This is a genomic window from Gluconobacter sp. P5B12, assembly GCF_018812035.1.
Taxonomy (GTDB): Bacteria; Pseudomonadota; Alphaproteobacteria; order Acetobacterales; family Acetobacteraceae; genus Gluconobacter.
In genome coordinates, this window is sequence record NZ_JACRVV010000006.1 from 173,968 (window position 1) to 200,855 (window position 26,888).

Annotated in this window: 23 protein-coding genes; 6 read left to right on the forward strand and 17 right to left on the reverse strand. The window is 53.9% G+C overall.

All coding sequences use genetic code 11. The features are described from left to right. Window positions 1–177: 177 nt before the first annotated feature. Window positions 178–1,206, reverse strand: a complete 1,029-nt coding sequence (locus KP702_RS11685) for an aldo/keto reductase (RefSeq protein ID WP_202207891.1) — start codon at window positions 1,204–1,206, stop codon at window positions 178–180. Window positions 1,207–1,465: 259 nt separating this feature from the next. Here KP702_RS11685 and KP702_RS11690 point away from each other — a divergent pair, with 259 nt between their 5' ends. Beyond that, entirely contained in the window at window positions 1,466–2,590 is a 1,125-nt protein-coding gene (locus KP702_RS11690; protein ID WP_215768987.1) for a class I SAM-dependent RNA methyltransferase, read from the forward strand. On the opposite strand, the gene KP702_RS11695 is transcribed toward KP702_RS11690, so the two are convergent. Continuing rightward, entirely contained in the window at window positions 2,569–3,477 is a 909-nt protein-coding gene (locus tag KP702_RS11695; protein ID WP_237390001.1) for a LysR family transcriptional regulator, read from the reverse strand. The two genes, KP702_RS11690 and KP702_RS11695, sit on opposite strands and share 22 nt — an antisense overlap. Window positions 3,478–3,987: 510 nt before the next feature. Here KP702_RS11695 and KP702_RS11700 point away from each other — a divergent pair. Continuing rightward, window positions 3,988–6,387 carry a TonB-dependent receptor gene (locus KP702_RS11700; protein ID WP_215768988.1) on the forward strand — a complete coding sequence of 800 codons (2,400 nt, stop codon included), beginning with the start codon at window positions 3,988–3,990 and terminating at the stop codon, window positions 6,385–6,387. A gap of 468 nt (window positions 6,388–6,855) precedes the next feature. Here KP702_RS11700 and KP702_RS11705 read toward each other — a convergent pair whose 3' ends face one another. From KP702_RS11705 to KP702_RS11740, 8 genes are all read right to left on the reverse strand, one after another. Beyond that, entirely contained in the window at window positions 6,856–7,623 is a 768-nt protein-coding gene (locus KP702_RS11705; protein WP_202207888.1) for a cysteine hydrolase family protein, read from the reverse strand. Then, window positions 7,620–8,045 (reverse strand): cupin domain-containing protein, encoded by a 426-nt coding sequence (locus tag KP702_RS11710; protein ID WP_202207887.1) that lies wholly within the window; start codon window positions 8,043–8,045, stop codon window positions 7,620–7,622. Before KP702_RS11710 ends, KP702_RS11705 begins: the two co-directional genes overlap by 4 nt. 5 nt (window positions 8,046–8,050) lie before the next feature. After that, window positions 8,051–9,640 carry a CocE/NonD family hydrolase gene (locus KP702_RS11715; RefSeq protein ID WP_237390000.1) on the reverse strand — a complete coding sequence of 530 codons (1,590 nt, stop codon included), beginning with the start codon at window positions 9,638–9,640 and terminating at the stop codon, window positions 8,051–8,053. A 32-nt stretch (window positions 9,641–9,672) separates the two neighbouring features. Further along, the gene (locus KP702_RS11720; protein ID WP_215768989.1) at window positions 9,673–10,959 is read right to left on the reverse strand and encodes a cytosine deaminase; all 1,287 of its coding nucleotides are present in this window, start codon (window positions 10,957–10,959) and stop codon (window positions 9,673–9,675) included. Continuing rightward, window positions 10,956–11,720 carry an ABC transporter permease gene (locus KP702_RS11725; RefSeq protein WP_202207884.1) on the reverse strand — a complete coding sequence of 255 codons (765 nt, stop codon included), beginning with the start codon at window positions 11,718–11,720 and terminating at the stop codon, window positions 10,956–10,958. Before KP702_RS11725 ends, KP702_RS11720 begins: the two co-directional genes overlap by 4 nt. After that, complete coding sequence (locus tag KP702_RS11730; protein WP_202207883.1) at window positions 11,717–12,514, reverse strand: ABC transporter ATP-binding protein; 798 nt, start codon at window positions 12,512–12,514, stop codon at window positions 11,717–11,719. The genes KP702_RS11725 and KP702_RS11730 overlap by 4 nt, the downstream gene beginning before the upstream one ends. Beyond that, window positions 12,511–13,512, reverse strand: coding sequence for an ABC transporter substrate-binding protein (locus KP702_RS11735; RefSeq protein WP_237389999.1), 1,002 nt, complete (start codon window positions 13,510–13,512; stop codon window positions 12,511–12,513). The genes KP702_RS11730 and KP702_RS11735 overlap by 4 nt, the downstream gene beginning before the upstream one ends. Before the next feature lie 123 nt (window positions 13,513–13,635). After that, the gene (locus tag KP702_RS11740; protein ID WP_202207882.1) at window positions 13,636–14,160 is read right to left on the reverse strand and encodes a DUF2165 family protein; all 525 of its coding nucleotides are present in this window, start codon (window positions 14,158–14,160) and stop codon (window positions 13,636–13,638) included. 219 nt (window positions 14,161–14,379) lie between these two features. Here KP702_RS11740 and KP702_RS11745 point away from each other — a divergent pair, with 219 nt between their 5' ends. Further along, complete coding sequence (locus KP702_RS11745) at window positions 14,380–15,216, forward strand: creatininase family protein (RefSeq protein WP_202207881.1); 837 nt, start codon at window positions 14,380–14,382, stop codon at window positions 15,214–15,216. Continuing rightward, window positions 15,213–16,559 carry an FAD-binding oxidoreductase gene (locus tag KP702_RS11750; RefSeq protein ID WP_202207880.1) on the forward strand — a complete coding sequence of 449 codons (1,347 nt, stop codon included), beginning with the start codon at window positions 15,213–15,215 and terminating at the stop codon, window positions 16,557–16,559. Before KP702_RS11745 ends, KP702_RS11750 begins: the two co-directional genes overlap by 4 nt. Here the strand turns inward: KP702_RS11750 and KP702_RS11755 are convergent. The 6 genes from KP702_RS11755 to KP702_RS11780 are packed head-to-tail and all read right to left on the reverse strand — an operon-like array spanning window position 16,551 to window position 24,179. After that, on the reverse strand, window positions 16,551–16,877 hold the full coding sequence (locus KP702_RS11755) for a hypothetical protein (protein WP_202207879.1): 327 nt from the start codon (window positions 16,875–16,877) through the stop codon (window positions 16,551–16,553). The genes KP702_RS11750 and KP702_RS11755 overlap by 9 nt on opposite strands. A 15-nt stretch (window positions 16,878–16,892) precedes the next feature. Further along, window positions 16,893–17,786, reverse strand: a complete 894-nt coding sequence (locus KP702_RS11760) for a TauD/TfdA family dioxygenase (RefSeq protein ID WP_202207878.1) — start codon at window positions 17,784–17,786, stop codon at window positions 16,893–16,895. Then, on the reverse strand, window positions 17,783–19,078 hold the full coding sequence (locus tag KP702_RS11765) for an MFS transporter (RefSeq protein ID WP_202207877.1): 1,296 nt from the start codon (window positions 19,076–19,078) through the stop codon (window positions 17,783–17,785). Before KP702_RS11765 ends, KP702_RS11760 begins: the two co-directional genes overlap by 4 nt. 1 nt (window position 19,079) lies before the next feature. Next, a complete protein-coding gene (locus tag KP702_RS11770) occupies window positions 19,080–21,530 on the reverse strand; it encodes a TonB-dependent receptor (RefSeq protein ID WP_215768990.1) in 2,451 nt (816 codons plus the stop codon). A 52-nt stretch (window positions 21,531–21,582) separates the two neighbouring features. Further along, window positions 21,583–22,950 carry an LLM class flavin-dependent oxidoreductase gene (locus KP702_RS11775; protein ID WP_202207875.1) on the reverse strand — a complete coding sequence of 456 codons (1,368 nt, stop codon included), beginning with the start codon at window positions 22,948–22,950 and terminating at the stop codon, window positions 21,583–21,585. Beyond that, entirely contained in the window at window positions 22,950–24,179 is a 1,230-nt protein-coding gene (locus KP702_RS11780) for an acyl-CoA dehydrogenase family protein (RefSeq protein ID WP_202207874.1), read from the reverse strand. The genes KP702_RS11775 and KP702_RS11780 overlap by 1 nt, the downstream gene beginning before the upstream one ends. A gap of 631 nt (window positions 24,180–24,810) precedes the next feature. Here KP702_RS11780 and KP702_RS16215 point away from each other — a divergent pair. Together KP702_RS16215 and KP702_RS16220 are read left to right on the forward strand one after the other, a co-directional pair. Next, complete coding sequence (locus tag KP702_RS16215) at window positions 24,811–25,266, forward strand: acyltransferase (protein WP_252348685.1); 456 nt, start codon at window positions 24,811–24,813, stop codon at window positions 25,264–25,266. Continuing rightward, on the forward strand, window positions 25,253–25,984 hold the full coding sequence (locus KP702_RS16220) for an acyltransferase (RefSeq protein WP_252348686.1): 732 nt from the start codon (window positions 25,253–25,255) through the stop codon (window positions 25,982–25,984). The genes KP702_RS16215 and KP702_RS16220 overlap by 14 nt, the downstream gene beginning before the upstream one ends. A 160-nt stretch (window positions 25,985–26,144) precedes the next feature. Here KP702_RS16220 and KP702_RS11790 read toward each other — a convergent pair whose 3' ends face one another. Next, window positions 26,145–26,870, reverse strand: coding sequence for an SDR family oxidoreductase (locus KP702_RS11790; protein WP_202207873.1), 726 nt, complete (start codon window positions 26,868–26,870; stop codon window positions 26,145–26,147). Window positions 26,871–26,888 lie beyond the last annotated feature (18 nt).

A 26,888-nucleotide genomic window follows, 5' to 3' on the forward strand; every position in this document is an offset into this window, starting at 1 on the left:
GGCAGGAATAACGGCCACACAACAACATATAACGTTATTCATGTTACATATATCATTTTCACTGTCCAGCATACGAGATGGGATTTTCATCAACCAAAGGTCTGTCTCGCAAAAAGATGATGTTTTAACGCTCAGGATCCTCCGGGAACGCCAGGAAAAACCCTGAGCAGACAGATACTAGGATTGAGCCATTGCAGGCACTGGAGCACGTTCTGCAAGCAGGCCTTGTGACTTGAGTTCAGCCCAGAAGTCTTCAGGGATAGGCTGAGCAAACCACTCCAGGTTCTGCTTGAGTTGGGTCACATTTCGAGTGCCCGCGCAAAATGAAGAAATCGAGGGGTGTGCCACCACAAACTGAAGTGCGGCGGCAGGGAGTGAAACGTCATAATCGTCGCAGACTGCCTCGATTTTCTTGACGCGGTCCAGAATGTGTTCGGGTGCAGGGGAATAATTGTACTTCGCGCCCGGAACCGCTCCTGTTGCAAGAATTCCTGAATTGAAACCTCCGCCAACAATAAGGGTGGCGCCTCGCTGTTCACAGAGAGGTAGGAACTCGTTCAGCGCGTCCTGTTCCAGCAAAGTGTATCGACCTGCCAGAAGGAAGCAGTCGAAATCTCGTTGCTGGAGAGCGTTATGGCAGACTTCCCATTCATTCACACCAACACCGACGGCTTTGACGACACCTTCTGATCGAAGTTTTTCCAAAGCGCGCCAACTCCCATCCATTGCCTGCCGAAAGGCTTCAGGTTGATCGGGACCATGCGTAAATCGGTCGATATCGTGGATGAAAGCGACATCGATGTGCTCGAGCGCGAGCCTTTGAAGGGAGTCTTCAAAAGCTCGCATCGTTCCGTCGTAGCTGTAGTCAAAGGTCATTTTGTTGGGGGCTGCATTAACCCACGGAGCAAAGTCAATCTCAGTCCTGCGAGCAGAATGCAGCGTTCGCCCAACTTTTGTCATGACGATGAAATCATCTCTGTTTTTCCAACGGAGGGAGTGCCCGAGCCTGAGCTCTGCCAGCCCATGGCCATACATGGGGGACGTGTCATAAAGGCGAATGCCAGCACTCCAAGCCTGTTGGATCATTTCATCTGCCTCCTGATCTCCAACCTTCTGAAGAAAATTCCCCAGAGGGGCAGTGCCGAAGGCAAAAGCTGTAACGCTAAAGTCTTTTCGTCCGAATTTACGACGCTCTGAAGGGTTCATGGTCGCTCCTCCTGATGGGATGATCGTGCTGTGCGTGGGATCGTGATGGGGAAAGGCCGCTGGTCACAGGAGATCATCAGGGGGCTTCCGAACATCTGCAGTTTACGTTGTGATGAGGGGCTCGTTCGCGTGAGCACAGAAATTTTATTGCCGGGAAGGTTAAACTGTTGGAGTGGTTTTTAATGCTTCGGTTTTTGCTGTTAGCTGGAATGCGGAACTGGCGATTGCTGTTTGGCGCTCTTCCTGCCATTCAGGGCCCATGACGAATAACAGGCACTTTGAGATCTTTCTTGCTGCTCCTCCGGGACTGGAAGAAACCCTTTGCTCCGAAGTCCGGATGAAGGGCTTTCGCCAGCCAAAAGTCGTACCCGGCGGGGTGACACTGCGAGGAGGGTGGCCTGAAGTCTGGCGAGCTAATCTCTGGATCCGGGGAGCTAGTCGGGTACTGGCACGCGTGGCGCAGTTCAAGGCGGAGTATCTGTCTCAACTTGAAAAACGAGCACGGGAGATTAAGTGGTTGGAAGTGCTGCGTCCGGACGTTCCGTTCAAGGTGGACGTCTCCTGTTCGTCTTCACGGATCTATCATAGCGGTGCGGCGGCAGAGCGGATTTCCAAGGTTGTGACGGAAATCTTGGGTGCATCTGCTGATGCTGATGCTGATGCTGATGTAGTTCTACGTGTCAGAATTGATCAGAATTTCTGTACAGTCAGTGTCGATACGTCGGGGGATCTTCTGCACAGGCGAGGGCATAAAGAGGCGGTCAATCGCGCTCCCATGCGAGAAACCCTGGCTTCGCTTTTCTTGAGGAAATGTGGTTACGACGGTCAGGAAGCAGTGGTGGACCCCATGTGCGGTTCCGGGACCTTCGTGATTGAGGCCGCCGAGATCGCGTCTCGCCTCAATCCTGGGCGCTCAAGACACTTTGCCTTCGAGCAACTCGCGACGTATGACGAAGCTGCGTGGCAGACAATGCGCTCCGTCAAAAGTGAGCGTGCACCCGGTTTCCGCTTTTATGGAAGTGACAGGGATGCCGGTGCGATTGCCATGAGCGAGGCTAATGCTTTGCGGGCTGGGGTTGCGGAGTGCACGGAGTTTCGTCAGGCCACAATCAGTGAAATCAGCCCGCCTGATGGAAGTGCCCCCGGATTGGTTATTCTAAATCCTCCTTATGGGACACGTATCGGCGATAAGGCGAAGTTATCTGCGCTATATCGCGCTCTGGGGCAAAGACTTAAAGAACACTTTAAGGGATGGCGTGTAGGTATTCTAACGACGGAAGTTTCACTGGCCCACGCAACTGGGCTTCCGTTTCTCCCCACCGGGGCTCCAATTCCGCATGGTGGTTTGAAAGTGTTTCTTTTTCAGACAGAGGCGCTCGTGTAATCCTGGAGAAAGTACTCTACCCGTTCAATGAAGAGCGCGGTGAAGGGATTGGAAATCTTTGACCGCGCCACGATTGAGAGGGTCTGGGGTTGGGTCCCGTGCTCGTTGAGAGACAGGAACTTGAGCTTTCCTTCGGCTTTCTCCTGAATGATGTCCAATGGTGTCAGGAAAGTGATATGCCCAGGGGAGAGAGCCATCTGGCGCATTAGCTCAATCGAGTTGGTCTCGATGGCCGGCGTCAAGGTCAGATTTCGAGCTGCATAGAGATCTTCGAGGTGGGGTCGAATAGCCATACTGGCGTCAGCTACGGTTAGTGGCCACGCGTTGCATTCTTCGAGGGTAATGGATTCCTGATGGGCGAGGGGGTGATGGACGCCCATCACCACGCCTAGGGGAACCGTGCGCGACGTCTGCACAACGAGGCTGTTGTCCACGGGAATATCAAACCCGATGCCAATATCGGCCTGCCCATTTTTGACAGTCTCGACGAGATCATGCGTGCCGTAGGTGCTGACATGGATCCGCACGTTTTGATGTGTGTTGTGAAAATCAGCCAGAGCAAGCGGCAAAAAGGTCGAGATGGGACCTACCATCGTAGCGATAGAAAATTCCCCGCGTTTGAGACCTTTCAGATCTTCCAAAACTTGCCGCGTGAGGTTCATGTTTTTGAGCGTCTCGCGGACGTGAGCAAGCAGGATTTCTCCTGCGGCCGTCAAAACCAGTTTGCGGGGAAGTCTCTGGAATATGGGAGTGCCCAGATTATCTTCCAGCGTCAGGATCTGCCGATTAATCGCCGTTGAGGCAACGTTTAGCTGTTCGCCTGCCTTTCGGATGGATCCGCAGCGGGCAACCGTATCCAGATAGATGAGAAGGCGGCTATGGAGCATCGTAGTTTTCGCACCGAAAAGATGCAGACTAAGAACGTTCCGAAGATCTTTCAAGGAAAGATGGAAAACATCTTTAACGCCTCTGATAGCGACAGTTTTCGTAATTGGAAGAGAATGTGTTGCATTAAGAGCACACCCTGGAAGCCGTTCGCCTTATGCTGCCATTATGATTGTGATCAGCACACATCTGATGCGAAAAACAGCGAAAATTTTAGAGCTAAAAATTCCTATAATGGATTGAAATAAAACATATATTTTAAAAATAGAAGAGCAAGGTATGATCTATCGGGGGAATGTTGCAAAACATGTGGAGGCGTGTGTAAAAGACACATCAAATGCTCGGGATCTGCCTTGTGTCCTATTTTTGATGTCGGTGCGAGGCAATTATTCGCCTTCTGAGGTAGCGCTCGATTATGTTACGTTTTCGTTATGGGAAAGGATCTCTTCTGTACAGAGATCAGGTCCTGGCAGGAACGAAAATCGTTTTGCAGCAGGAGAAGCCAAAAGGTTATGTGTCCGTACCGATTTGAAAAACACTCGTCCAGGAAGGCGCTTCTTCTTCTTGTAACGTGTTTGGCTGGCTTTGGTTCGTCGTCTCTTGTTGCTTCCGCGCAGGCAGCTTCGAGTAACGCCGCTGTCCACCATAAAGCTCATGCGCATCACCCGCAGGCTGTGACGGGTCAAAAAGCTGAGATTGCAGCTGTTCCTGCTCATCCAAAAATGCGTCGCCCGGCATCGATCAACTCGACGGGGGATGAACACGTCACAGTGTCCACGTCCCGCCTGGCCAGAAGCCGTGGTGGCGGCATGATGCGTGTCGAGACTGCGCCTTACGCTATCCAGACAATCACGAAGGCATTTATCGAGGCTAAAAGCCCGACAAGCACAGCACTTGATCTTATCAAGAACCTGCCGAGCGTGAACGTTTCGACGCCTGATACGTCTGGTATGCAGGGTGGGCGTATTCAGAGCCGAAGCCTGACCGATGCTGATATGGCTCTTATGGTCGACGGTGCACCTGCAGCCAGTGCGGCTTATATGGCCGAAGACATTGATTCAGAAAATCTGGATAGTGTCAGCCTCACGCCGGGTTCGTCCGCCGTTGATCTGCCCGCCACGTCTGCTGCCGCGGGCGTCATGAACGAAGTATCTCATGATCCGTCGCATACATTCGGCGGCTTGATGGATTTTTCGTACGGCACGAATAACCTGTCTCGCGAATTCATGCGCTTAGAGACCGGTGATATCGGCAAGAGCGGCATTCGTAGCTACCTGTCGTTTTCGAATACACATGCTCGTTCATGGATGGGGGCGGGTATCAACGAGCGCCGTCATCTTGATTTCGGTATTCGCAAGGACTGGGAGAATGGTTCGTTTGCGAAGCTCTTCATGTCTTGGAACTTCGAAGACTTCACAATTGATCGGTATCCCACTGCTGCACAGTTCCACAAGTATAAGGACACAGGTGAGGGATACGGTCGTAAGGCTGGATTTGATGCAACTGGAAACGACTACTGGAAAAACAATATCGATCATTGGAACCAGCTCTTTCTGAGCGCTCCAATTCATATCGTCCTTACAGATAAGCTCCAGTTCGATCTGCGTCCGTATTATAACTGGGGCCAGGGATGGGATGGTTCGTCAGGTGGCTTTGCCAATGGTACAACAACATTTAAGTCTGGTCAGACCATTGCTGCTGGTACGCCGCTAACAAGCTACTTCCAAGAGAATGGAGCTCTTGACGTCGGTGCTACAGCCAAGTTGGGCTATGATATCGACAAGCATAACCATTTTGAGCTCGGGTACTGGTACGAAAACCAGGATTATACTCAGCACTTTCCTGTTAGCGTGACGAAGGCTGATGGTTCCAACCCGAGCCCGAACGATTCAACCTATCAAGTCTATTCTGGTGGTTCCCGCTCGTATTTCGGCAACACCACTGGTTATGAAATTCACTCCCTCTTCCTTCAGGATACAGCGAAATATTTTCATGACCGTCTGCTGGTCAATGGTGGTTTCAAATATGTGATGTCCAATGTCTGGTACACGACATATCCGGCACACAAGCAAATGGGCCAGAACCTGACGGCACCTCTGCCGCACCTGTCCGTCAGTTATCATTTCAACGAGCACCATCAGGTTTACATCAATGCTGAGGGTGACTTCCGTCAGCCTTCTGCATCGGCTCTTGGGAACACTACCCTCACTGGAAAGCTGCCCAAGAACCAGTATTCCATCAAGGAAGAGCTTGGATATCGGTATAATGATAAGTACGTTATCGTTGATCTTGATCTCTTCAACTATAACATTACGAACCGTCTCCTGAGCACGTACCTGGGCAATAATCAGTCGGGTGTAGTTAATGCAGGCAACCAGACTGCGCGTGGTTTTGATGCCATGTTCTCTACGCAGCCGATCTATGGTTTTAGCCCGTATGTTTCGTTCGAATACCTTAACGCGCGAATGGACACGAATATTGCCGCGTCCGATGCAAGTGGAAACCTGACCGCCTTCAGAACAAAGGGCACGCAGGCACCTCTGTCACCGCATGTTATGGCAAACTTCGGCCTGACCTATGTGAATAAAGGCTTCTTCGCTAACGCAACGGTTCATTACACAGGTCCGCAGTCCGTTTCGATTGCAGGCGATCAGCGTATTCCGGGATACGTAACGAACACACTATCTCTGGGTTATCATTTCAAGCCAGTTTGGTATGCAAAGTCTCCTACCATTCGTTTGAACTTCACCAACCTAACAGGTTCGATTGTTCGGACAGGCGTGGTTGGTGTAGGTACCAACGCTTCTGCCGTCCGGCTGATGAATGGGAATCTTTCAGGCGCTGGGTCTAGTGCTCAGTTCTACGTTGAACCGCGTTTCAGCATGACGGGAACGATTTCTACAGGGTTCTGATTTCTCTTCCGGCCTCACAAAGCCCTCAGGACATGATGTTCTGAGGGCTTTTTTTATGGTGATGTCTTTCCAGCAGGTTAAGGAGCGGTTGACGCCGTTCGAATTAAGCTGCAGTCAAATATAATTCTCTTTGCTCTAATTAATCAGAGGGATTGTAAAGCATTTTGAATTGGTGGCTGACGACATAGGCTTAATCTAAGCGTAGGGGCCTTCAATGACGGGCCTGTCATGAAGTTTTGAAGAGAAGAACTACAGACATGTCATCTTCTCTTTCAAAAAATTTAATACGGGTAACCCGCCTTCATAATACTAGAAAAAAGAAATTAAAGTATTCCGTGGATGGATAATTATACTAATTTAATATGAATAGGCGCTAATAATGTCACTGGAATGTATTAATTACATACACTCCAACGACATTTGACATGATCAGCTTTCGGGTGTCTTTAATCCTGAAAGCCGCTCATTTCATGTTTGGCTAGTAAGACGTTTTGTGAGATCTGAGCCTGATGCTACAAATCCATAGCACTGGCGAACGTTATAAACTGTTGCCTCTTGGCAGAACTCAGGAGAGGTCGTTGCGGAGCAATCGTCCAAAAAGATGCAGTCGTATCCGAGGCAGGCTGCATCTGTCAGCGTGCTCAGAACGCACTGATCGCTGTTCACCCCGGAGAAAAGCAATGTGTCCACGCGTAGGTTCTTGAGGATGCCTTCGAGGGGGGTGTCCCAAAATCCACTCATTCGATACTTGGAAACGTGAATATCTTCCGGATACACCGCGAGTTCGTTAACGATCGCAGCATTCCAGCTGCCATCTTCCAGAACTTTGCGATCTGCAGAACCTATAGCCGCTCCGATGCCCTTGTCTTCACCTGCGGGGTCATAAACATGCAGGATAGAAGGAGGAAGGTTGAGCTTATCTGGCCGATTTCCCCAGTTCAGCCAGATTACAGGGACATTATGCTCTCGCAGCGCGGGAAGGAGAGACTGAAGAGGCTTGATCGGACGACGGGCCGCCGTGATATCGACACCAATAGATGCTAACCAGCCATCAGGATGGCAGAAGTCGTTCTGCATATCGATCACGATAATGGCGGTACAAGCGAGATCGAAAGTCAGAGCCTGAGGCTGGGACGGAACGCTGACAGGCCGGGAAGGACGCTCAGGCCGTAAAAGGCTGATGGAAGACGTCGTGGCCCCCCAACTGTTGACGTGTGTACTGCCCAGACGTCTCATTGACTCCCTCCACACAGGACCGCCAAATCCTCCGCATCAAGCTTGACTGGAATTCCGCTGCGGATCAGCTTTCCGAAGTCTTCGTCTGGGGTCATCACTGTCAAAGTATAGAGTTTGTTGCTGCCTGTGTTTTCCAGAACGTGCTCGGATCCCGGCTTGACCAGAAGCGCGTCGCCAGCCTTGAGTTCGCAGCTCTGACCATCACACCAGGCGCGGCCTGTGCCGGACAGAACGAAAAACATTTCGTCCGCATCCGTGTGTGTGTTGGGCGGTGTTGCGCCACCAGGTTCAAAAATTTCGACAACGGCAATAGACGCGTAATCGCCAGCTGTCTTGTCAAACAAAATGGCAAAGTAATTGGTTGAATCCGGAGCAATCCGGAAGGCTTCAACGCTATCAGGGCTGCATTTTGCGAAAGGCATGAGAATTATCTTTCCTGTTTGATCCAAGGAAGAAGAAGGTAGGTTCCGGAGCCGCATTTGAAGTGAACTGTCGTCACCTGTTGTTGGTCCAGAGTGGCGGTAATAGGGCTGGCCCCTGTGCCGGGGTTGATCGGAAACACGGGAAAGCAGGAGAGAGACAGGGACAGCCTCAATCTTTCTCCGGCTTTCAATGTGACGCATGTTCCCCGCAACGGCAGAGATGTCTGACCAGGGGCAGTCAGCGCATATCCTTCTGCGAGAGGGTGTACTTTGCCGTTCTGATCGATACGCGAGACGCAGGCATGAAGGTCAAAACCGGCGTATTCACTTTCGATTTCAAAGCACCCTGTGATCGTTCCTGCGAGCAGCTGATCGAATTCGAGCGGGAGCGTCGTGAATGTCAGGACGTCCGAACGCGCATCGGTGCGGGCGCGATCTACGGGGCCTCCCGGAAACCCGAAGCTTCCACCACACGGACCCGAAGGGCGCCACGGATCGAGAGTAAGGCTCTCTGACGGTGCTGTAGGAGCTGTCGACGCGCTCAGAATGCCATCGCGTGTGTCAATCGCGGAGCGACCCGTCCCAACTGGATAGCTTGGAACTGTCCCTGTCGAGAGTGTCGGGAAGTTCTGCCAGCAACAGGCGCCCATATCGAAAAGGCGTACTGGGTTCGCGTCGGGTATAGGGGCAGCTTTTAGATATTGATCGAAGAATGCGATCTGCTGCTGATCGATGTCTGTAATGGCAGCCTCGCCGACGTCCACATCCCCGATATGTCGATCCCACGGAAAGTGAGACCAAGGGCCAACAATCAAGCGTGTTGGCATGTGGGGGGACAGAGCTCGATATGCTTCCAGCGTGCCAGGCAGGTGGCTGTCGTACCATCCCCCAATCAGTAGAACTGCGGGTGCTAGCTCCGAGATTTCGGTCAACCGCGATGCGGGAGAGATTTTGTCCCAGTAGGCATCTCCCGGAGGTGTCTCTCTCCAGCGGGTATAATGGCTATATTTCGCAAGAAGCGCTTCATGCGCAGGCACTGTGGGTTGTCGCCCATTGAAAGACATGCCCCGACTAGCCGCAAAGAGCGCCTGCTGGGCTTCGTAGTCTCCCTGAAGCCTGGCAGTTTCTGCTGCCAGTTGTGTCGCCCAACCAAGGTTGGCGCGCATCGGGAACGCCCCATTTTCATACGCCCAGTCCTGATCCAGCTGCCAGCCGATCATGGTAGGCGCTACCGCTTTGAGTGCTTCTGGTTTTTCTCCGGCTGCCAGAAGTTGGTTGCTCCCCTGAAAGGAGAAGCCAAACATCCCCACGCGACCATTGCTGCGCGGTAAGGATGCGGCCCAGGCGATCGTATCTGCGCCATCTGTCGCTTCATATTCGAACAGGACAAACTCACCACCAGAATCTCCGCGTCCCCGCACGTCCTGCATAATGACGATATAGCCGTGACTGGCATACCATTCTGGTGGTGCGTAGCAGAGCGACGTACCAATTTTGCGGCCGTAAGCCTGTCGCATCAGAAGAACGGGGAAGGGGCCGTCTCCTTCTGGTTCCCAGATATCAGCAACCAGTGAAACGCCATCCCGCGTTTGCATTGTCTCCGTCCGGCGAGATTTCAGCGCTAACATCAGATTTCAGCTCCCAGAGTTTCGTATGAAGGGGGAGTTGCTTCGAGAATGCGACCGTTTCGGAGAACTGTCCGTCCGGCCTGAGAGCGGCTCATCCATTCATTCATGGAACGAGCTTGAAAGATAATCAGATCCGCTGGTGCACCTTTTTCCAGACGATGGATCCTTCCCATCCAGGATCCCGGACGGCTTGTGACCGATTGCGCCCAAGGACGGTGAGTATGATCCAACTGGCCGATCCTCGTACCGCCTTGAAGAATTTCGTGCATGTCAAAGTCCCCGTAAGCGTAGAAGGGGTCTCGGACATTGTCGCTGGCAAGCATGACTGGAATACCCGCGGCATCGAGTTCCTGCAGTAAGGTTACACCTCTCCATCTTGGTGTACGCCCTGCGGTGCGGTCCTGAAGGTACATGTTGCAAAGTGGGAGACTCACAATGCCAATCCCGGCTTCGCCGAGCAGGGAAATAATGTGCGTCTGTTGCGTCTCGCTTTGAACGCTAAGGCTACAGCAATGGCCGCATAAGATCTTTTGACGAAACCGAAGCTTCAGAGCTGTCTGGGCGATCAGTTCCAGAGCCGTTCCGTCTGTTTCTCCATTCTCATCGACATGAAGATCCAGTTCGAGACCGTATTCTGTGGCCAGTCCAAAGAGAACTTCGAGGGCTTCGGGCATCGTGTTGTGCTTCATCAGGACGGCGCCCAGAACGCCCCCCTCTGTCTCGGCGACATTTCTAACGATGCCGTCCCGGTCTTCACCCATGTAGCGCTCAGGCATGGTCAGGGAGACGCCTTGCAGAGCAACTTTCCCGGACCATTTCTTTTGAAGGCGACGCAGAAGCGGCCAAACGCGGTTCCCGTGCGTTCCGAAGGTGTCTAAGTGCGTTCTTATGGCGCTGGTTCCGTGCGCGTAGGCACAGTTCAGACTGAACTCCATGCGGCGTTCAACGTCTGCGTCCGTCCAATACCCTTCTCGATCCTGAGTTGTGGCTTGCAAGGCCCCCATGAAGGTTCCATCAGGATTGGGTGCGCGCTCCCAGATGAAGGCCTTGTCCAGATGGGTATGAATATCTGCAAAGCATGGCCAGACCATCTGACCTTTCAGATCAATTGCGTCCCCGACGGAAGAAAGATTTCCTGCCGGTAGAATATCTGAGATCTTCCCTTCTGAGAGCGCGATATCGTAGCGCATGGTCTCATCAGTGAATGACGAAGGCCGCAGGCCTGCCGGAATAGTCGCATTCAGGAGGGCGCCTGGGGCGGTGCTAGAAGAAGCAGGAAAAATCATGAGCGATGTCTCAGAGCAAAGCGCTGGAGGCTGGCTGCTGCGGCATACAGGACGAGGCCTGCGACTGTAATAAGGAACAGTGCCGCGAACATCCGGGGAATATCCATCTGAAAGCCGGACTGAAGGATCTGATATGCCAGGCCAGCCGAATTGCCACCGGTTCCGGCAACAAACTCAGCTACAATGGCGCCGACAAGTGAGAGGCCTGTTGCAATGCGTAGGCCTGCCATGAACATGGGAAGAGCACTTGGAATTCGCAGTCGCAGCAGCATTTGAAGGCGGGTGGCTTTGTGCATCTGAAAGTAAGCCGCCAGATCTGGATCTACGCTGCGCAGGCCTTGCAGAGTGTTCGAGATCACAGGGAAGATCGCTACTAATGCTGCGCAGGCAGTTAGGGCGAGGGGAGTATTGTGGATCAGGATGATGATCAGCGGCGCAATGGCTACAATCGGGGTCACCTGCATGATGACCACATAAGGCATCAGGCACCGTTCGATCAGCGGGCTCTGCACCAACAGGAAGGCTATCAGAACACCCCCGAGGACGGCCACAACGAGCGCCGCAAATGTGATTTCCAGAGTGATAAGCAGCGCATGGAGTAATGACACGCCGTCCAGCATCAAAGCACGCCAGATGGCAGACGGAGAGGGCATCAGGTAAGGCGGGATATGCCAGAAGCGACAAATCGCTTCCCATGTTGCCAGAATGATGATTCCGAGAGTAATGGGAGCAAGGAGCGAGAGAGAACGGGATGTCATCATTGCTGCGCCTCCTGACCAATCATGCTGTCCCGACTGGCATCTTCGAGGAGGATCGCCAATTCTTTGCTGATGCCGGCGAACTGATCGGAAAGGCGGAAAGTTTCGTCGCGAACAATGCCACGGTCTATTTCGTATTGAGCATGAATACGCCCAGGGTGAGCCGCCATGACCATTACGCGGCTGGACAGAAATGCAGCCTCATGGAGGGCATGTGTGACGAACAGTGTGGTGAGGCCGTCTTCATAGCAAAGACGGGCCATTTCTTCATCCAAGCGGTTTCTGGTAAATTCGTCCAGTGCACCGAATGGCTCATCCATCAGAAGAAGATCTGGTTCGGTAACGAGTGCACGGGCAATGGAAACGCGCATCTTCATGCCGCCGGAAAGTTGTGCGGGATATTGATCGGCCACGTGACCTAGGCCAACGCGTTCAAGAGCGGCATGGGCACGCTTGTCAGCCGTTGTCCGATCCACTTTTTCCAAATCAAGCGGAAGGCGCACATTTTTCACGATCGTGGCCCATGGCATGAGCGTTGCGTCCTGAAAGACGAACGCCATACGGCGCCCTTTCTGACCTACGTCCCTGAAGCCGCCGCCCCACCAGTTCAGTGTGCCGGCCGACGGGGTATGAAGATTGGCGATGAGCTTGAGGAGCGTACTTTTGCCGCATCCAGATGGCCCAATCAGCGTAACGAAATCTCCTTTCTCCACACTCAGATCGACAGGAGAAAGACCGCGCACGCCGTTGGGGAAAATTTTCTCAACGCTGCTCAGGGAAAGAACGGGACTGCTCATGCGGGGACAGTTGCCAGGCTGTTGTGGACGACATCAAGGGTATACCCATCTTTCCATTTCGGACTGTCTGCAATGAGTTGAGCTGAAAGCTGGATGTCGTGAATGCGCTGCCAGCGCTCATCATTCATTGTCATGATGGGTGCTCCCGGTGCGCCCAGAGCTTTGATGTCGCGGAGTTTCTGACGGGACCACGCGAGTTGGTCCGCGCTCATATCCGGATTAGCTTTACGGATCGCAGCATCCCCCTTGGTGGACTCTCCAAAAATATAGCGTTTCCAGCCTTCGCTGCTGGCCGCGATGAACTTCTGGAGCTCGGGGCCACGTTCTTCGAGGGTCTTGCGGGACACCATCAGCACGTTTCCATAGGCAGCGTAGCCCACGTCATCGAGGAGAAAGAAATTGAATGGAATACCAGCTTTTTTGGCGCCGTAGGGCTCCGAGGAAACAAAGGCCTGCATGGCCATCTGCGGATTGAAAGCGAAGGGCTGGAGATTATAGGTGTAGGGATGGGCCTGGTCTTCCGTGAAGCCATAACGCTTCTTAAGCCACACCCAGAAGCTGGCTCGCCCTTCTGAACTGATCAGAATGGGATGGCCCTTGAGTTGGGCGATGTCGTGAATATCCGGGTGGGTCATCACGCCGCCAACACCTTTCTGGAAAGTCGTAGCGATTGCGACGGCGGGAATGCCCTGCACTGCACAGCGGATGGCTTCTTCACCCTGCATGATGGCGATGTCACATTGTCCCGCCATCAGAAGCTGGGTCATGTTCATCTGGGGGCCACCCATCTGAATTGAAACGTCCAGATTTTGAGCGCTGTACAGTCCGTCTTCGGAGGCCTGGTAGTAGCCTCCGTGCTCTGCCTGAGCATACCAGTTGGTCAGCAGGGTCAGGGGCCTGGATGCCGCTTTTGCTCGCCCAGAGGGTAGGGAAGACACCGCGCCCGCAGCCATGATGCCGCGGAGCATACTGCGTCGATCAAGCCTGTAAGGTGTCATGAGGTGCCTCCCAACGTCCATTTATAATTAGACCGTAACGGTTTTTTTGTCTCCGTGGGAAGAGCTATTCTGCTGCTGGACCGATACCTTTTTAACCCATTTGTGCGCGCAAAAAGGATGCACTCACTCTTTTTGCTGAGTGAAAATACAAACTCCCAACATGGTCATGAAAAACCGGAATGCGGCTTCCTGGCCGTTCCAGCTATGGGATTGCCACATCGCGAACCACTCACCTCCGACGACAGAGAAGCCGAAAAACCAGATGAGAAATCCTACGGCCGTCGCGACGGGAACAAGGGTATGAGCGGCCTTAAAGACCGGACTATCCATGTTGATCGCCTTCGCCATCTTCCAAGCCGCAAACGAAAAAAGAGCACCGGTTGCGAATTCAGCGCCAATAATCAGGACGTAAAAAATATGCCACAGCAGCGGGATCGAGATCGCGCGCCATCTGAGACTGTTGCCCGGGAACGTGGTATCCATCGACAGAACGTGACGAACAAATGCATAGTTTGAACCATAATCTGTAATATTATTAAGTGCGACGAGAAGGCCGAAGACTCCCAGAGACCCGACCATCACGGTTTTGGAGAGACGATTCAGGCGCACGGAGCGCGTAGGCAATGACTGTGTTGAAAGTTCGGACATAGCTGGCTCCTGTTTTTTGAAACGCTAGCGGAATGCCCGTGAAATTTGCGCCCTCTTTTTTGCATCGCTCCTGTCGAAAATAGATGCTTTAAAAGCTGCGATCTTCCTGTTTCATCTATCTTTTCGTTCCGGGATGATATCATATCGGAGCAGGGAATGTGTTGGCTCGTCCTCCCCGGGGCGTGTCATTCCACACAAGAGACAACGGAAGACAAGCCCATGACAAGCAGTTCCGAGACGGTTTTCTGGCCCAAAAAGCGCTGGTGTGACATGATTTCCCGCCAGTTTCGTCAGCTTCCCCCTGAGACCGTGGCCATTCTTCCTGTGGCCGCGGTGGAACAGCATGGCCCACATCTTCCGGTCTATGTGGATGCCTGTATCAACGAAATGCTGCTTGATAAGGCAATGGAGGCGCTCCCCGCGACCGTCCCCGCGACCGCACTTCCTATTCAGGCTGTTGGCAAAAGCGAAGAGCATGTTGCTTACCCTGGAACACTGACCCTCAGCGCGCAGACCCTTACGCAGGTTCTCATCGAAATTGGTGAAAGTGTTGCACGATCTGGTGTGAAGAGGCTGGTGCTCCTGAATTCTCATGGTGGACAGCCACAGATCTTAGACATTGTTGCCAGAACACTCCGCCGGACACATGGAATGTTTGTTGTCTGTGTGGGCTGGTCTCGTTTCGGTGTACCGGATGGCATGTTTACCGACGAAGAGCGCCGATATGGCATTCACGGTGGCGATATTGAAACATCCCTGATGCTTCACCTGCGTCCAGATCTTGTTGAGATGGAACGCGCTGATAATTTCGAGCCATGGCCTCAAAAGCTTGCTGAGACCGCCAAATGGCTGGAAGCAGAAGGGCGCGTCGGCTTTGGCTGGCTAACCCATGACATCCATCCGTCAGGCGCGGCAGGGAATGCTGGCATTGCTACGGCTGAGAAAGGCGAGGCTGTCGCTAATCAGTGGATCAAAGGCTTTCTTGAGCTTCTCGTAGAAATTGCGGAATACCCGTTGGATCGCCTGCGTCCGATTACGGAGGATCTTGGTCGATGAGTTCTGTTGGGACCTTCCTGTCGCTTCTTGGCGATATTCCCGTTCAGACGGTTCCAGCTCTTGTGAAGCGGAAAAGCCGTGATTTTTACTGGTATAGTCCGGTTCTGAAGCGGCAGCTTGATAGCTGTTTTGGCGATTGTATCGTTATGCCGCGCAATGAAGAGGACCTGCTTCACATTGCCCGAGCCGCCCGTGAGACAAAAACTTTCCTTACTCCGCGTGGAGGCGGGACCGGAAATTACGGCCAGGCTGTTCCCATGGAAGGAGGCGCTGTTGTTGAAATGACAGAGCTTAATAAGCTTCTTTGGGTCAAGGATGGTGTCGCGCGGGTGCAGGCTGGCATGAATATGCTGGATCTGGATCGTGCTCTGCATGAGCTGGGCTGGGAAGCCCGCATGTATCCGTCCACGAAACGGACGGCGACGATCGGTGGATTTATTGCGGGTGGATCCGGCGGTATTGGGTCTGTTCGATGGGGCGGTCTTTCGTCACCGGGGAATATTCTGGGGCTCCGCTTTGTCACTCTGGGTGAAAATCCGGAAGCTCTCGAACTTCGCGGCTCTGATGCGCGGGGCATGCTTCACACCTACGGTACGACAGGCCTGATTACCGAGCTGGAAATTGGTGTTGAGCCAGCCGTGGATTGGCAGGATATGGCCATTTCATTCGGCACGTTTGAAGAAGCGGCAGTTTTTGCGCGTGATATTGCTCTTCAGGCGGGCATTCAGAAGAAGCTGGTGTCTGTCGTTGACGGTGACCTGCCGCCATTCTTCGCATCCGTACGCGAGCACGTGCCGGATGGGGCGTCACTGGTCATTCTCATGGTTGCTCCGGCGGGCATTGAAACGGTCAAGGCGCTGGCTGAAGCTACTAACGGCCACCTTTGCTATGAAGCTAACACCAGAGAAGCTGAAGACACGGCAGGGGCAACCCCGCTTTACGAGTTGACGTGGAATCACACGACGCTTCAGGTTCTAAAAAAGGATCGTGGTTACACGTATCTTCAGTGTGGTTATCCGGCCGTCGGAACTTTGGAAAAAGTCGCGGAAATCCGTGCACTGTTCCCTGATGATCTGATGATGCATCTGGAGTTCTTCCCGATGGGCGGTCATGTAAGTTGTGCCGCTTTGCCGGTCATCCGCTTTACAGATGAGGCGCGGCTTAATCATATCATTGCTGAACATGAGAAAAGGGGTGTGAATATTGCGAACCCCCATGTCGTGACTATTGAGGAAGGCGGTATGCACCGTGTGGCATCACCGGATCTCGCAGCTATAAAGAAGCGATATGATCCGATGTTGCTTCTAAATCCCGGCAAGATGCTTAGTGCTGGGTCAGCCTGACAAAAGACCCCGCCCCAGATCCTTGCGGCGGCAAGATTGAGTAAACTTATAAAAAACCGATCGATCTTGTTGCCGCATGATAAAACGCAGTGATTGTCCGTCCTGTCTTCGGTGGATCCGGAAGGCCGGGCTGTTCATGGTATTGTGGTGGTCGATAAAGCGGTCGGCAATGCTACGCTGTTCGTCGATGGCGAGGATATTGATAACGGCATGGCTATGAAGGCCATTCGTCGGGATAATAGGGCTCGCGGCAGGAAGGGGCACCACGGCATCTCGAAACGTGCTTGCCGGTGCTCCCCTACTGCGGCGAGTATTCATAACTTACAAATCGAATCAGTGATCGAGGTTCTGACCATCATCAGGGCCTTTGAGTAAGCGACTTTGTTCACCCGTAACGCTGACAGGCGTGTCTCCGCGCACCGTAATGCGGCGCAGAAGGCGGGGATGCGTGTCAAAATCGGCTGTAGCGTAATGCTGCGTGGCGCGATTGTCCCAGATGGCCACATCACCGGGTTTCCAGTTCCAGCGGACGGTATTGTCAATCTGCGTGATGTAAGACTGGAAGATCTCCAGCAACCGGTTGGCGTGCTGCGTGGGGACGCCGCGAATTTCCTTGAAGAAATGGCCCAGGATAAGGGTGCGCTCACCGGTCTCAGGATGAACGCGCACGACCGGATGCTCTGTCTCATACAGGCGTGAAATGAAACGAGCGCGGAAGTCCGCAATTTCCTCGTGGCGCGTGTCGTATTTGTAGAAATTGGTGTCGTAATCGTTGCCATGAACGGCCCAAAGTGTGTCGGCAAGCTGCTGCAGAGGCGCGGGCAGATCGTCATAGGCAGTTGCTGTGTTGGCCCAGAGTGTGCTGCCGCCGTAGGGCGGGATCGTGATAGCGCGCAGGATCGAGGCCTTGGGATAGGCCGGCACGAAAGTGACGTCTGTGTGCCAGGAATCCGTTGAACGACCGTTGCGGGAATTCAGTTCGAACGTATAGGGCGTGCCGTCAGCGGCGGGGATAGTCGGGTGAAGGATCGGATCTCCGAAGACGCGGCTAAGCGTCTCGTGCTGGGCATCATCGAGAAACTGGTCGCGCAGGAAGATCACCTTGTGGCGCAACAGGGCCTCATGGAGAAACGCCTTGTGCTCGTCGGAAAAGGGCTCGCGGGCGTTGATGCCGTGAACGATGGCGCCGATACGGGATGTGACCTTTTCGATCGTAAGTTGTGTCATGAGGGAACTCCTTCGGATTGGGGGAGTGCCTGACTACTGGTGCGGTCAGGTCGCGTGAGAGACGGAGGCGTAATGAAAAAGGTCAGGATTGCGCTTGCCAGGAACAGAGCGGCGTAGATGAAGATAATTCCCTGCGTGCCTACGGCGCCTTCAAAAAGGTAAACGATGAAAGGCCCGATCCAGACGCTACTCCCTGCACCAAGATTCAGAAGGGACATGGCAATACCTTTGTGATCCGGCAGAAGAGACGGCGTCAGAGCCGAAAGCGGCACATATCCGGCAAGTGTCATGCCAAAAACTGCGGCAGAGCCATAAACCGCGAGCAGGCTACTGTGGGCGTACAGCAGCGGGATCCAATACAGACCAACGCAACTTACGGCGCTCCCGATACCGCCAAACCAGATGATGGTCTGCCGCCATGAAATATAGTCGCTGGCAAAACCGATCAGCAGGTTAAAGACGATGTTGCTGGCGAAGATGATTTCGAGAAAGCGGATCCATACATCCTGGGACAAGCCCAGACGGCCCGTGAAAAAGAACGGCATGAAGACGATCAGGCCATGCGTAGCGCTGGAATTGACCGCCCGCACGATGCACGCCAGACCGACGCCCGGATTGTGGCGGATCTGACGAACCGTTTCGCGCAGGGTTGGGCCGATGTCTTTCAGGCTGCCTTTCTCTGCACGTGGCGTAGTGGGCAGCGGCAGGACGGCAAGGAGGCCACCCGCTCCCACCCCGAGAAGGGCGATCCAGAGTGTAATGTACTGGCCGTAAACGGGGAGCAGGAGTTGCGCCACAATAGAACCGACCGTGGGCAAGCCGCAGGTAAAGCAGAACCAGAACAGACCGACAGCACGACCCAACCGGTCCTGACGGATCGTAGTGACGAGCAGGGTCAGCAGTCCATAGGAAAACAGCGGATACCCTGCTCCTCGCAATCCGTAGGTCAGGAGTAGCAAGGCTGAAGAATGAGCCGGAATGGCAACGCCAAGAAACAGGAGTTGCGGCACGATCCAGAATAACAGACCCGCCGTCATGACGGCGCGACTACCAAAGATGTCGCACAGCAAGCCCGAGAACCAGGCCGCCAAAGCAGCGAAAAGTCCGTAGGCTGTGAAGAGAAGGGCTACGAAGTGCTCCGTCTGCCCCGTCTGGACCAGAAACGGCGACAGATAGCCGACCTCGACGCCATCCCCGATCATAAAGACCAGAAGGCCGGCATACTGGAGGGCAAAGCTCCGGGGCAGGCGGCTGGCAGGCAGAAGCGGAGCGGCAGGAAACGTCGTCTGCATGTCAGAAATCCGCATGAACAGCGCCGAAATACTGGCGGGGCGCACCGAGGACGACAGACTGGTAATCACCAGCCATAGGGTAACCGTTCTGCCCCATGGTGGAGATGTATTTTACGTTCGTCAGGTTATAGACGTTCAGGTCTACCGAGAGGTGCTGTAGAAAGCCCGTGTGAGACAAGCGGTGCAACTGTTTGCTCAGGTCGTAACGTGCACCGAAATTAGTCAGCCAGTAGGACGGAACCTTCGTGTCGCCAGTGTAGCTAAGATTCCGCTTGCCGACATACTGGGCTTCGATATGCGCCTGAAGATCATGCCAGGTGTAGGACAGGTCAGCGTGATACATGAGACGCGGATAGGCCACGACCTGCTGGCCGCGGATATTGTAGGTCACCCGCGATCCGTTGACGGTCTGAGTAATGTTGTTGTCATAGACGGCATGGTTGTAGCTGATGCTGTTGGTCAGGCTCAGCCCCTTAACGGGTGTGAGCGTGACGGCACCATCCACACCGGTCATCGTTACGCCACCGACGTTCTGGATGGTGGTGTACGGCTGGGTTGTCGGACCGGTGGAGATGCGCTGCAGCCGGTTGGAAAAGATCGTGTGGTAGCCATAGAGCGAGCCGCTGATGAGGCGGCCGGTGTAGCGATAGCCTCCCGCAAAATTCCAGTCGGTTTCGGGGCGCAGCGTGCTTTTCGAAGCCAGATAGGCGGCCTGGGTGGTCGAGAACGGGGATGAACCGCTGTTATAGCCCGAGACAGGATAGACCTTTACGTTTTCTGCGATGTCAAAATAGAGCTGGTGGCCAGGAGCGAAGCGCCATTCCCCGCTGAAATGCGGCAGGAAAGGCTTAGTGGACGTCAAGGAGTTTCCGCCCGCGATAGCGGTCGTGCGGGTGTAAGTTTCCCAGTTGGCCAGCGCGCCGACGCGGGTCGTGTTCAGGACGGACCGGAAACCAGCATGAAGCGCGATGGTGCTGGTTACGTGATACGTATCCTGGAAATAAGCGACAAACGTGTTGGTATTAAAGACCTGTCGGTAGCCATTCTGGAAAGGGTTCTTGAGGTTGTCGAGCCCGTTGACGGGTGTTGCGGTCCCGTCGAGGACGTCCTGCAGCAGCGGCTGCTGGTAAAGCGGCTTACTAATGTCGAAATGGGTATTTTCATACCACAGACCTGCATTCAGCACGTTATGCGCGATGCGATAGGACAGGGACGTCGTAAAGCCGAAGCGGTTCGTATCGGGCTGCGTAACCTGATCGATCAAAGGCGCTCCGTTAGGAGACGAGATCAGAGGGCTGGCGACTGAACCGCGCTGATAGGAGCGATGCCCATAGACGGTACTCTGCCAGCGCAAGCGATCAGTCAGAGCAAGATCGGCCGATACACCCCCGACATAGGAATGCTGCATTTGGGCGCCCTCGTAGTAGGACGCGGTGTAAGGGCTCTTGAGGTTGGCATAGGCTGCAGGAACCTGCCCTCCCGGAAGTCCACGCTGGGCCAGCGCGAGACGATATGCCTTTTCATAGCCGCCAGGCTGCCCAATGAAGTTATCGATCGCGTAGCCACCGTTATTGAACATATCCAGGCTGTAGTCCTGATAGTTCTGCATCTGCATATCGGTGTAGTCGAAGTAGGCCGTAATACGGCTGTCCTGCCCGATAGGGTGCAGAACCTTGGCGTTGACCTGCTGCATGAACTGGTCCTGCCCACCACGCCATTTGGTGGTGTCGTTGCGGGCATAGGAGACATAGAAGCGCGTCCCCTGGCGGTTCAGATCGCCGCTTTCAAGACGCACAAACGTCCGGTAGGTCGCATTACTCCCGAAGGTCTGGTTCACACTGGCCCCACGTTTGTGAGACGGATCGCGTGAGATAAACTGCACCGTACCGCCCAGATTGGACGTACTGGCCACGCTCTCCGAACCAGTGGACGCCGAAACATCCATACGCTCAATGTTTTCAGACGAAATAGCGGAGGTCGGGCTCAGGCCGTTAACGTTACTGAATTGCTGGTCTCCAAGCGGAATCCCATCCAGCGTCATGCCGATCTGGCTCTGATCGAAGCCGTGCATCAGGAATGAGTTCTGCCAGGTGTTCACACCCTGCGGATCACCGGAATTGAACAGAACCCCAGGTAGTCGGGTGAGGGCCTTGAGCGGATTGGTCCCGGCGGCATATTCGCGAATGGTAACCGCAGAAACGGGATTGGATACCCAGTTAGCCTGCCGGTGTCCCTCCACCCCAATGCTCTCGGTTGCTTTGGCGCTGATGGCGCGGGAGGGAGCCGGTTTGTGAGCAGGCAGTGCAGGCGTGCCGTGACGCGGATTTGTGCCCACCTTGGTGGCCGGAGAAGCGGTATCAGCGAAAGCGTAAGTATTAACCGAGAGGGTCAGCAGGGCAATCAGAGAAACAGAGCCACTGGCGCTACGGCTGGAAAATGAAAAAGCGGGCATGGAAATACACTCACAAGATACAGGAAACAGGGATTTTCAGGTCTTGGGAGGATCAACAGCCCCAGGCCGGATGGTCGGGAGCTGGATGTGCGGACATATTCTGCGGAAAAAGCCTTTCACGCAGGGTCTTGCCGTCCTTGGGCTTGATACGGCCACGACGCTTCAGTTCCGGCAGGACGAGGCGGATGAAGTCGTTATAGCTGTCCGGATTAACAAGCTGGATCAGATTGAGGCCATCGGTCTCGGATTCCTCGAGCCATTGCTCAATCTGATCCGCGACGGTTTCACCTGTACCGACGAAAGTTTTGGCACGGCCAAAGCCTTCTGCCGGGCTTGTGGCTTCTGCAATAGTCCATGAACGACCACTGATGGCAGGGTCAAACTGTTCAAGGACAGACTGGCTGGCTTCTGTCGGACGATAGGTCAGGACCTCGTCTGTCTGGTTCTTCGAGAAGTCCACACCCGTCATTGAGGAGTAATGAATGAGCGATCCGGTGGCATCGTAGAAGGCTTTGTATTCCGCAAATTTGCGAATAGCGTCTTCCTCAGTCTCCCCGACCACGACTGCAGCGGCGCAAATGAAGCGCAGGCTGCCTGGATCGCGACCTTCGCGAGCAGCGTCCTCACGAATACGCCGGACATTTTTGCGTGTCCCTTCTGCGCCTGCACCAACGACAAAAATAACCTCGGCATGTCGCGCCGCGAATGCGCCGCCCCGGGCTGAAGCGCCTGCCTGAAGCAGAACGGGAACCCGTTGCGCGCTGGGCTCGGCAGTATGGCTGTCCGGAACGCGGTAGTACTGGCCATCATGCCGTATAGGGTGAACTTTTGCCGGATCGGTGTAGATCCACTCACCTGAAGCCGTTTGGCGTCGGATGACAGCATCGTCTTCCCAGGATTTCAGCCACAGTTTGTAAACGACGCTCATGAACTCGTCCGCCCGGTCATAGCGTTCGTCATGGGGTATCTGATGGTCCAGCCCAAGATTGCGCGCCGCACTCTCCTGCTGCGACGTCACAATGTTCCAGCCCAGACGGCCCTTTGTCAGATGGTCGAGCGTCGTCAGCTTGCGGGCGAGAAGATAAGGGTGCTCGTAAGTGGTAGACAGCGTGATGCCAAAACCAAGCGTCGTCGTCGCGGCGGCCATGGCGGACACCAGCAGAAGCGGATCGATCAGTGGGGACTGGATACCGTGCTTCAGGGCAGCATCTGGACTACCGCCGTAAACATCAATCTGGCCGAGGGCATCCGCGATAAACAGGGCATCGAACCCAGCGTCATCGAGCGTGCGTGCCAGATCAGTCCAGTAGCTGATGTCCTTGTAACGATGTGTCTGGTCAGCGGGATGGCGCCACAGGCCGTAATTCAGGTGCGAAACCGTAGCCATCGTAAAGCCGTTGAGGATGATGTGCTGTCCCATTACGCCACCCCCACGCGCCACTGAGGGGGGGGCAGGGTGCCATTGACTGCGTAGTCCCCAACGACGCGCGTGCGATAGACACGGGGGTTGTGATTACCCAGTGTACGAACGTTGCGCCAATGTCGATCCAATCCGACGACGCGCAAGGTTGCACCACCGCTTAGCGCGTCGAACAAAGCGGTCGTGGCTTCCAGTACCAGCGGCAAAATCCGATCCTGTACCTGCCAGACTTCGAGTTCGGCACGAGCAACCGTGAGATCGAGCTCTGGGGCAGGGCTGTCTGCAACGGCTTGAATAGCGCGGGTGGCACGTTCAACAGCCGCACCAGCGATATAGGCGCCACTGAAGACATGACCGACAATTTCGAGGATCTGAGGATCTTCCGCCGGAAGGTCTGCATTCCCGTGGCTGAAAGAGCGTTTGCGGCGGCGCACGGCATCCGCAACGTCCGTTGCAGCAGCGCGGGCAATCCCGGCGACAGTGGCTAAATGATAGAGCTGAAAGAAGGCCTGAGAGTACGGGAAGGCTGTGTTGCCGTAGTGCAGGTCGGCTTCTTCTGTGTGAACATTTCGGAAATACGCGGTGCCACTGGCGGTCAAACGCTGTCCAACGCCATCCCAGTCATCGACGATTTCGAGGCCGGGATCATTGCGGGCAGCCAGTGTTTTAACGGTCTGGCCATCTTCCGTGGTGCCCGTGACGGTTAGCCAGTCTGCGTAAAGGGAGCCGGTCGTGAAGAATTTGGAGCCGTTGATGACCCACTGACCATCTTTCTGGGACAGGGTCGTACTGAAAAGATCACGCTTGGACGCTGGGCCTTCTGCTGCTGCTGCGCCTGCGGTCTGTCCAACTCCAAGGCGGTCGAGCCATTTTGTCCGGTAAGACCCGGCAGGTTCGAACAGGAGATGCTCAACAAAGCCAAAATGGGCCCGGAGCGCCTGTGCGACGTTTGAATCAGCTCTGGCCAATGCGGTGACAAGCGAGAACAGGTCTTCAAGGCTGGCACCAAGGCCACCATGCGCAACGGGAACGCGGAGGGCCGTGAAACCACTCTCTTTAAGAAGGCGGATCTGCTCGAAGGGTAGTTCGCGGTTCAGTTCAGCCCGAAGTGCCTTCGTGCGGATCTGCTCGAAAACAGGAGCAAAGCGGTCGTGAAGATGGCTGGCTTCACGAGCATCCTGGCCCCAGAGCAGGGAGAGATCAGGAAGCGGAGCGGAGATGAAGGTCATGATATCTGCCTGTGACGTGCGGTCCGAACAAGGGGAATGAGAGCGGGGAGGAACCCGGCATCATCGGTGGACAGGGACAGGACAGCATTACAGACATAGAACTAGATCATTTCGTGTTTATGTAAGACATGAGAATTAGTGTAGTGATTCTTTTGTTTCGTCAACATGATAGTTATTTATAATAAAAACTATATTATATAGTTATATATCTAAGGGGTAGTTTATGCTTGGAGCAAGATTTGCGGGTGTCTGGAGTTGGCCGTTTCAAGACGGGCAAGGGGCAGCATCTTCTAAGCGGCTTAAGGAACCTTATGATGGCCTGTCCGGTCCCAGTCAGATACGGAAGGACTGCCTTCGTTCGAGCATTTGACGTTAACCAGGATCGTAGCCGTAGAATTTAACTGTTCTGGAATTCTTCGGCTGGGTTTTGTCGGCTCCAAAGTGAACAAACGTGCTCTTAGAGCGACTTTATAAGTAACTACAGCGAACAAGCTCTAATCAAAGCACAACATGAGGAGCCGACGCCATTTTATGTGGCAATATTACTGCATTTCTCGTGTGTGAGGCCACACTATTACCATAATTACGATAACAAACTAATTATCGCCATATTCAATTATGCAGAGGCCCTATGCCGCTTCCGATCCCAATAAACATGAAGCACTTAGCGGAACGTAATGGCGGGATAGATATCCTTCGCGGCCTTACTGTTGTTCTGGTGGTCATCCATCATATGGCGCTACGGATCCCTCTGGCGCAAACCGGCCTTGCCACTATTTTTCCGTTATGGCTGCTCAAAGTATTTAGTGGGAATGGTCGAAGCGCTGTAACCATCTTCTTCGTCATTTCCGGCTTTATCATCACGTCTCATACCCTCAAGCGATGGGGTACTTTGAGCCAACTGGATTGGCGAAATTTTTACCGACGACGGGCGGCACGCATCTTACCCTGTCTGGTGACCCTCGTTGTGGTCCTTTCAGTGCTTGATCTTACTCAGGTCCCGGACTACACGATTGAACATACCGATCAGTCAGTCTCTTCCCCGAGCAATCCTGGCTGCTTTTGGAATGCACATGAACTGGTATGAGGGCCAAACGGGCTATCTCCCTTGCGGATGGGATGTCCTCTGGTCCCTATCCATTGAAGAAGCCTTCTATATCGACTTTCCTTTATTCTGCCTGATTACCGCTCATTTTAGCCGATTTCGGGCATTCATGTTTTTCTGTCTCGCGTTCTCGATGCCGCTCAGCTTGGCTGCACTAACACACGCCTCGCCAATCTGGCAGAGTAAGGCCTATCTACCGGGCATGTCGGCTATCGCGATGGGCGTCTGCAGTGCTTTGCTCGCTCATCGCGTATCGATAAAGCGGCGCACAGCATTGCGCTCATTGATCGGAGTAACAGGTGCCATTGTTCTCTCATCCTATCTGATAAATGCGCCCTTCTTCTGGAACATATTGGGCAGCATCGGGGCTCTCGCTCTGACTATCTCGACAGCATTTCTGCTCATTGCGTTTTCGTGGGGATGGATGGCTGATTACACAACGCGTGGCACCAAGTGGCTTCGATCCTTCGGGTTTATGAGCTACGAAATTTATCTGAGCCATATGTTCGTGGTTTTCCCACTCATAGCCCTGTTCCGCATCAGCGGTGGAAATATGTACATAGGCTGGCTATGGTTTGTACCTGCGATCAGTCTTTCGTGGATACTGGGCTATGGCGTGGAGCATCTTTTATCCCGTTCTGCCGACCGCCGGTTGCGTGATCGTCCAAAACCGCAGGTTATTGATCCAGCTACAACCTGACAGGCTTGTTCATTGTAGATGGATGTTAGTCTCCTATATTCCGACCACACATGATATTTAAAGCGCTCAAAAAGCGAATACTCCAAGTGTCGCGAATTAGGAACGATCCGATTTGCATATGAAATGCAAATCGGATCAAATGCTTGTAGCTGCCCTACACTTACCAGCCCAGAGCTCCACCCTCATTGATGAATGTTCCTGTTGGCCCATCATCGCCCAGCAAAGCATACTGGATCGCGATCTTAGCAGCCTGATCAGGCTTCCGATCTCCATAATGGTTGGTAGCATCCGTCGCGGTTAGGCCGGGACAAATCGCATTCACCTTGATATTCTGGTCAGCGAGAAGTTTGGCGTAGCTGAGAGTCAAAGAGTTCAGAGCAGCCTTGGATGCCTGATAGGTCGGCATGGCCACGTCCTTGTAAACCCAGTCTGCTTCTCCCCGGCTCGAAAATGAGGCGAGAACGGACGACACATTAACAACCCGCCCATGCGCAGATTTTTCAAGCAACGGAATCATCGCGTCGGTGAGCGCCGCTGTGCCGACAACATTCGTTTCAAATGTTCTCGATAGTTTTTCCCGAGCCGACAGATCTGGATAGAAATCTAGGCTGATGCCGGCATTGTTTACCAGAATGTCCAGCCGACCATACTTCTCACGGATCAGCGCTGCCAGACTGTCAATGGTGGCCTGATTGGTCGTGTCGAGCTCAACAGCTTCTGCCTGAGCATCTGGTGCGCTGATTTCTGTTGCGGCTTCCTGACCTATCTGAAGGTTTCGGGCACCCAGCAAGACCTTGACGCCTTGATGGGCGAGCCCCTGTGCAATGGCGCGACCAATACCACGCGTTGCTCCACTGACGAGTGCAATTGGTTGACTTTGAATCATGATAAACTTTCCAAAGAT

What these genes read in the sequence shown, in the direction of transcription:
- KP702_RS11685 (WP_202207891.1), bottom strand. Translation starts at nt 1,206, where the DNA reads ATGAACCCTTCAGAGCGTCGTAAATTCGGACGAAAAGACTTTAGCGTT.
- KP702_RS11690 (WP_215768987.1), top strand. Translation starts at nt 1,466, where the DNA reads ATGACGAATAACAGGCACTTTGAGATCTTTCTTGCTGCTCCTCCGGGA.
- KP702_RS11695 (WP_237390001.1), bottom strand. Translation starts at nt 3,477, where the DNA reads ATGCTCCATAGCCGCCTTCTCATCTATCTGGATACGGTTGCCCGCTGC.
- KP702_RS11700 (WP_215768988.1), top strand. Translation starts at nt 3,988, where the DNA reads ATGTGTCCGTACCGATTTGAAAAACACTCGTCCAGGAAGGCGCTTCTT.
- KP702_RS11705 (WP_202207888.1), bottom strand. Translation starts at nt 7,623, where the DNA reads ATGAGACGTCTGGGCAGTACACACGTCAACAGTTGGGGGGCCACGACG.
- KP702_RS11710 (WP_202207887.1), bottom strand. Translation starts at nt 8,045, where the DNA reads ATGCCTTTCGCAAAATGCAGCCCTGATAGCGTTGAAGCCTTCCGGATT.
- KP702_RS11715 (WP_237390000.1), bottom strand. Translation starts at nt 9,640, where the DNA reads ATGCAAACGCGGGATGGCGTTTCACTGGTTGCTGATATCTGGGAACCA.
- KP702_RS11720 (WP_215768989.1), bottom strand. Translation starts at nt 10,959, where the DNA reads ATGATTTTTCCTGCTTCTTCTAGCACCGCCCCAGGCGCCCTCCTGAAT.
- KP702_RS11725 (WP_202207884.1), bottom strand. Translation starts at nt 11,720, where the DNA reads ATGATGACATCCCGTTCTCTCTCGCTCCTTGCTCCCATTACTCTCGGA.
- KP702_RS11730 (WP_202207883.1), bottom strand. Translation starts at nt 12,514, where the DNA reads ATGAGCAGTCCCGTTCTTTCCCTGAGCAGCGTTGAGAAAATTTTCCCC.
- KP702_RS11735 (WP_237389999.1), bottom strand. Translation starts at nt 13,512, where the DNA reads ATGACACCTTACAGGCTTGATCGACGCAGTATGCTCCGCGGCATCATG.
- KP702_RS11740 (WP_202207882.1), bottom strand. Translation starts at nt 14,160, where the DNA reads ATGTCCGAACTTTCAACACAGTCATTGCCTACGCGCTCCGTGCGCCTG.
- KP702_RS11745 (WP_202207881.1), top strand. Translation starts at nt 14,380, where the DNA reads ATGACAAGCAGTTCCGAGACGGTTTTCTGGCCCAAAAAGCGCTGGTGT.
- KP702_RS11750 (WP_202207880.1), top strand. Translation starts at nt 15,213, where the DNA reads ATGAGTTCTGTTGGGACCTTCCTGTCGCTTCTTGGCGATATTCCCGTT.
- KP702_RS11755 (WP_202207879.1), bottom strand. Translation starts at nt 16,877, where the DNA reads ATGAATACTCGCCGCAGTAGGGGAGCACCGGCAAGCACGTTTCGAGAT.
- KP702_RS11760 (WP_202207878.1), bottom strand. Translation starts at nt 17,786, where the DNA reads ATGACACAACTTACGATCGAAAAGGTCACATCCCGTATCGGCGCCATC.
- KP702_RS11765 (WP_202207877.1), bottom strand. Translation starts at nt 19,078, where the DNA reads ATGCAGACGACGTTTCCTGCCGCTCCGCTTCTGCCTGCCAGCCGCCTG.
- KP702_RS11770 (WP_215768990.1), bottom strand. Translation starts at nt 21,530, where the DNA reads ATGCCCGCTTTTTCATTTTCCAGCCGTAGCGCCAGTGGCTCTGTTTCT.
- KP702_RS11775 (WP_202207875.1), bottom strand. Translation starts at nt 22,950, where the DNA reads ATGGGACAGCACATCATCCTCAACGGCTTTACGATGGCTACGGTTTCG.
- KP702_RS11780 (WP_202207874.1), bottom strand. Translation starts at nt 24,179, where the DNA reads ATGACCTTCATCTCCGCTCCGCTTCCTGATCTCTCCCTGCTCTGGGGC.
- KP702_RS16215 (WP_252348685.1), top strand. Translation starts at nt 24,811, where the DNA reads ATGCCGCTTCCGATCCCAATAAACATGAAGCACTTAGCGGAACGTAAT.
- KP702_RS16220 (WP_252348686.1), top strand. Translation starts at nt 25,253, where the DNA reads ATGAACTGGTATGAGGGCCAAACGGGCTATCTCCCTTGCGGATGGGAT.
- KP702_RS11790 (WP_202207873.1), bottom strand. Translation starts at nt 26,870, where the DNA reads ATGATTCAAAGTCAACCAATTGCACTCGTCAGTGGAGCAACGCGTGGT.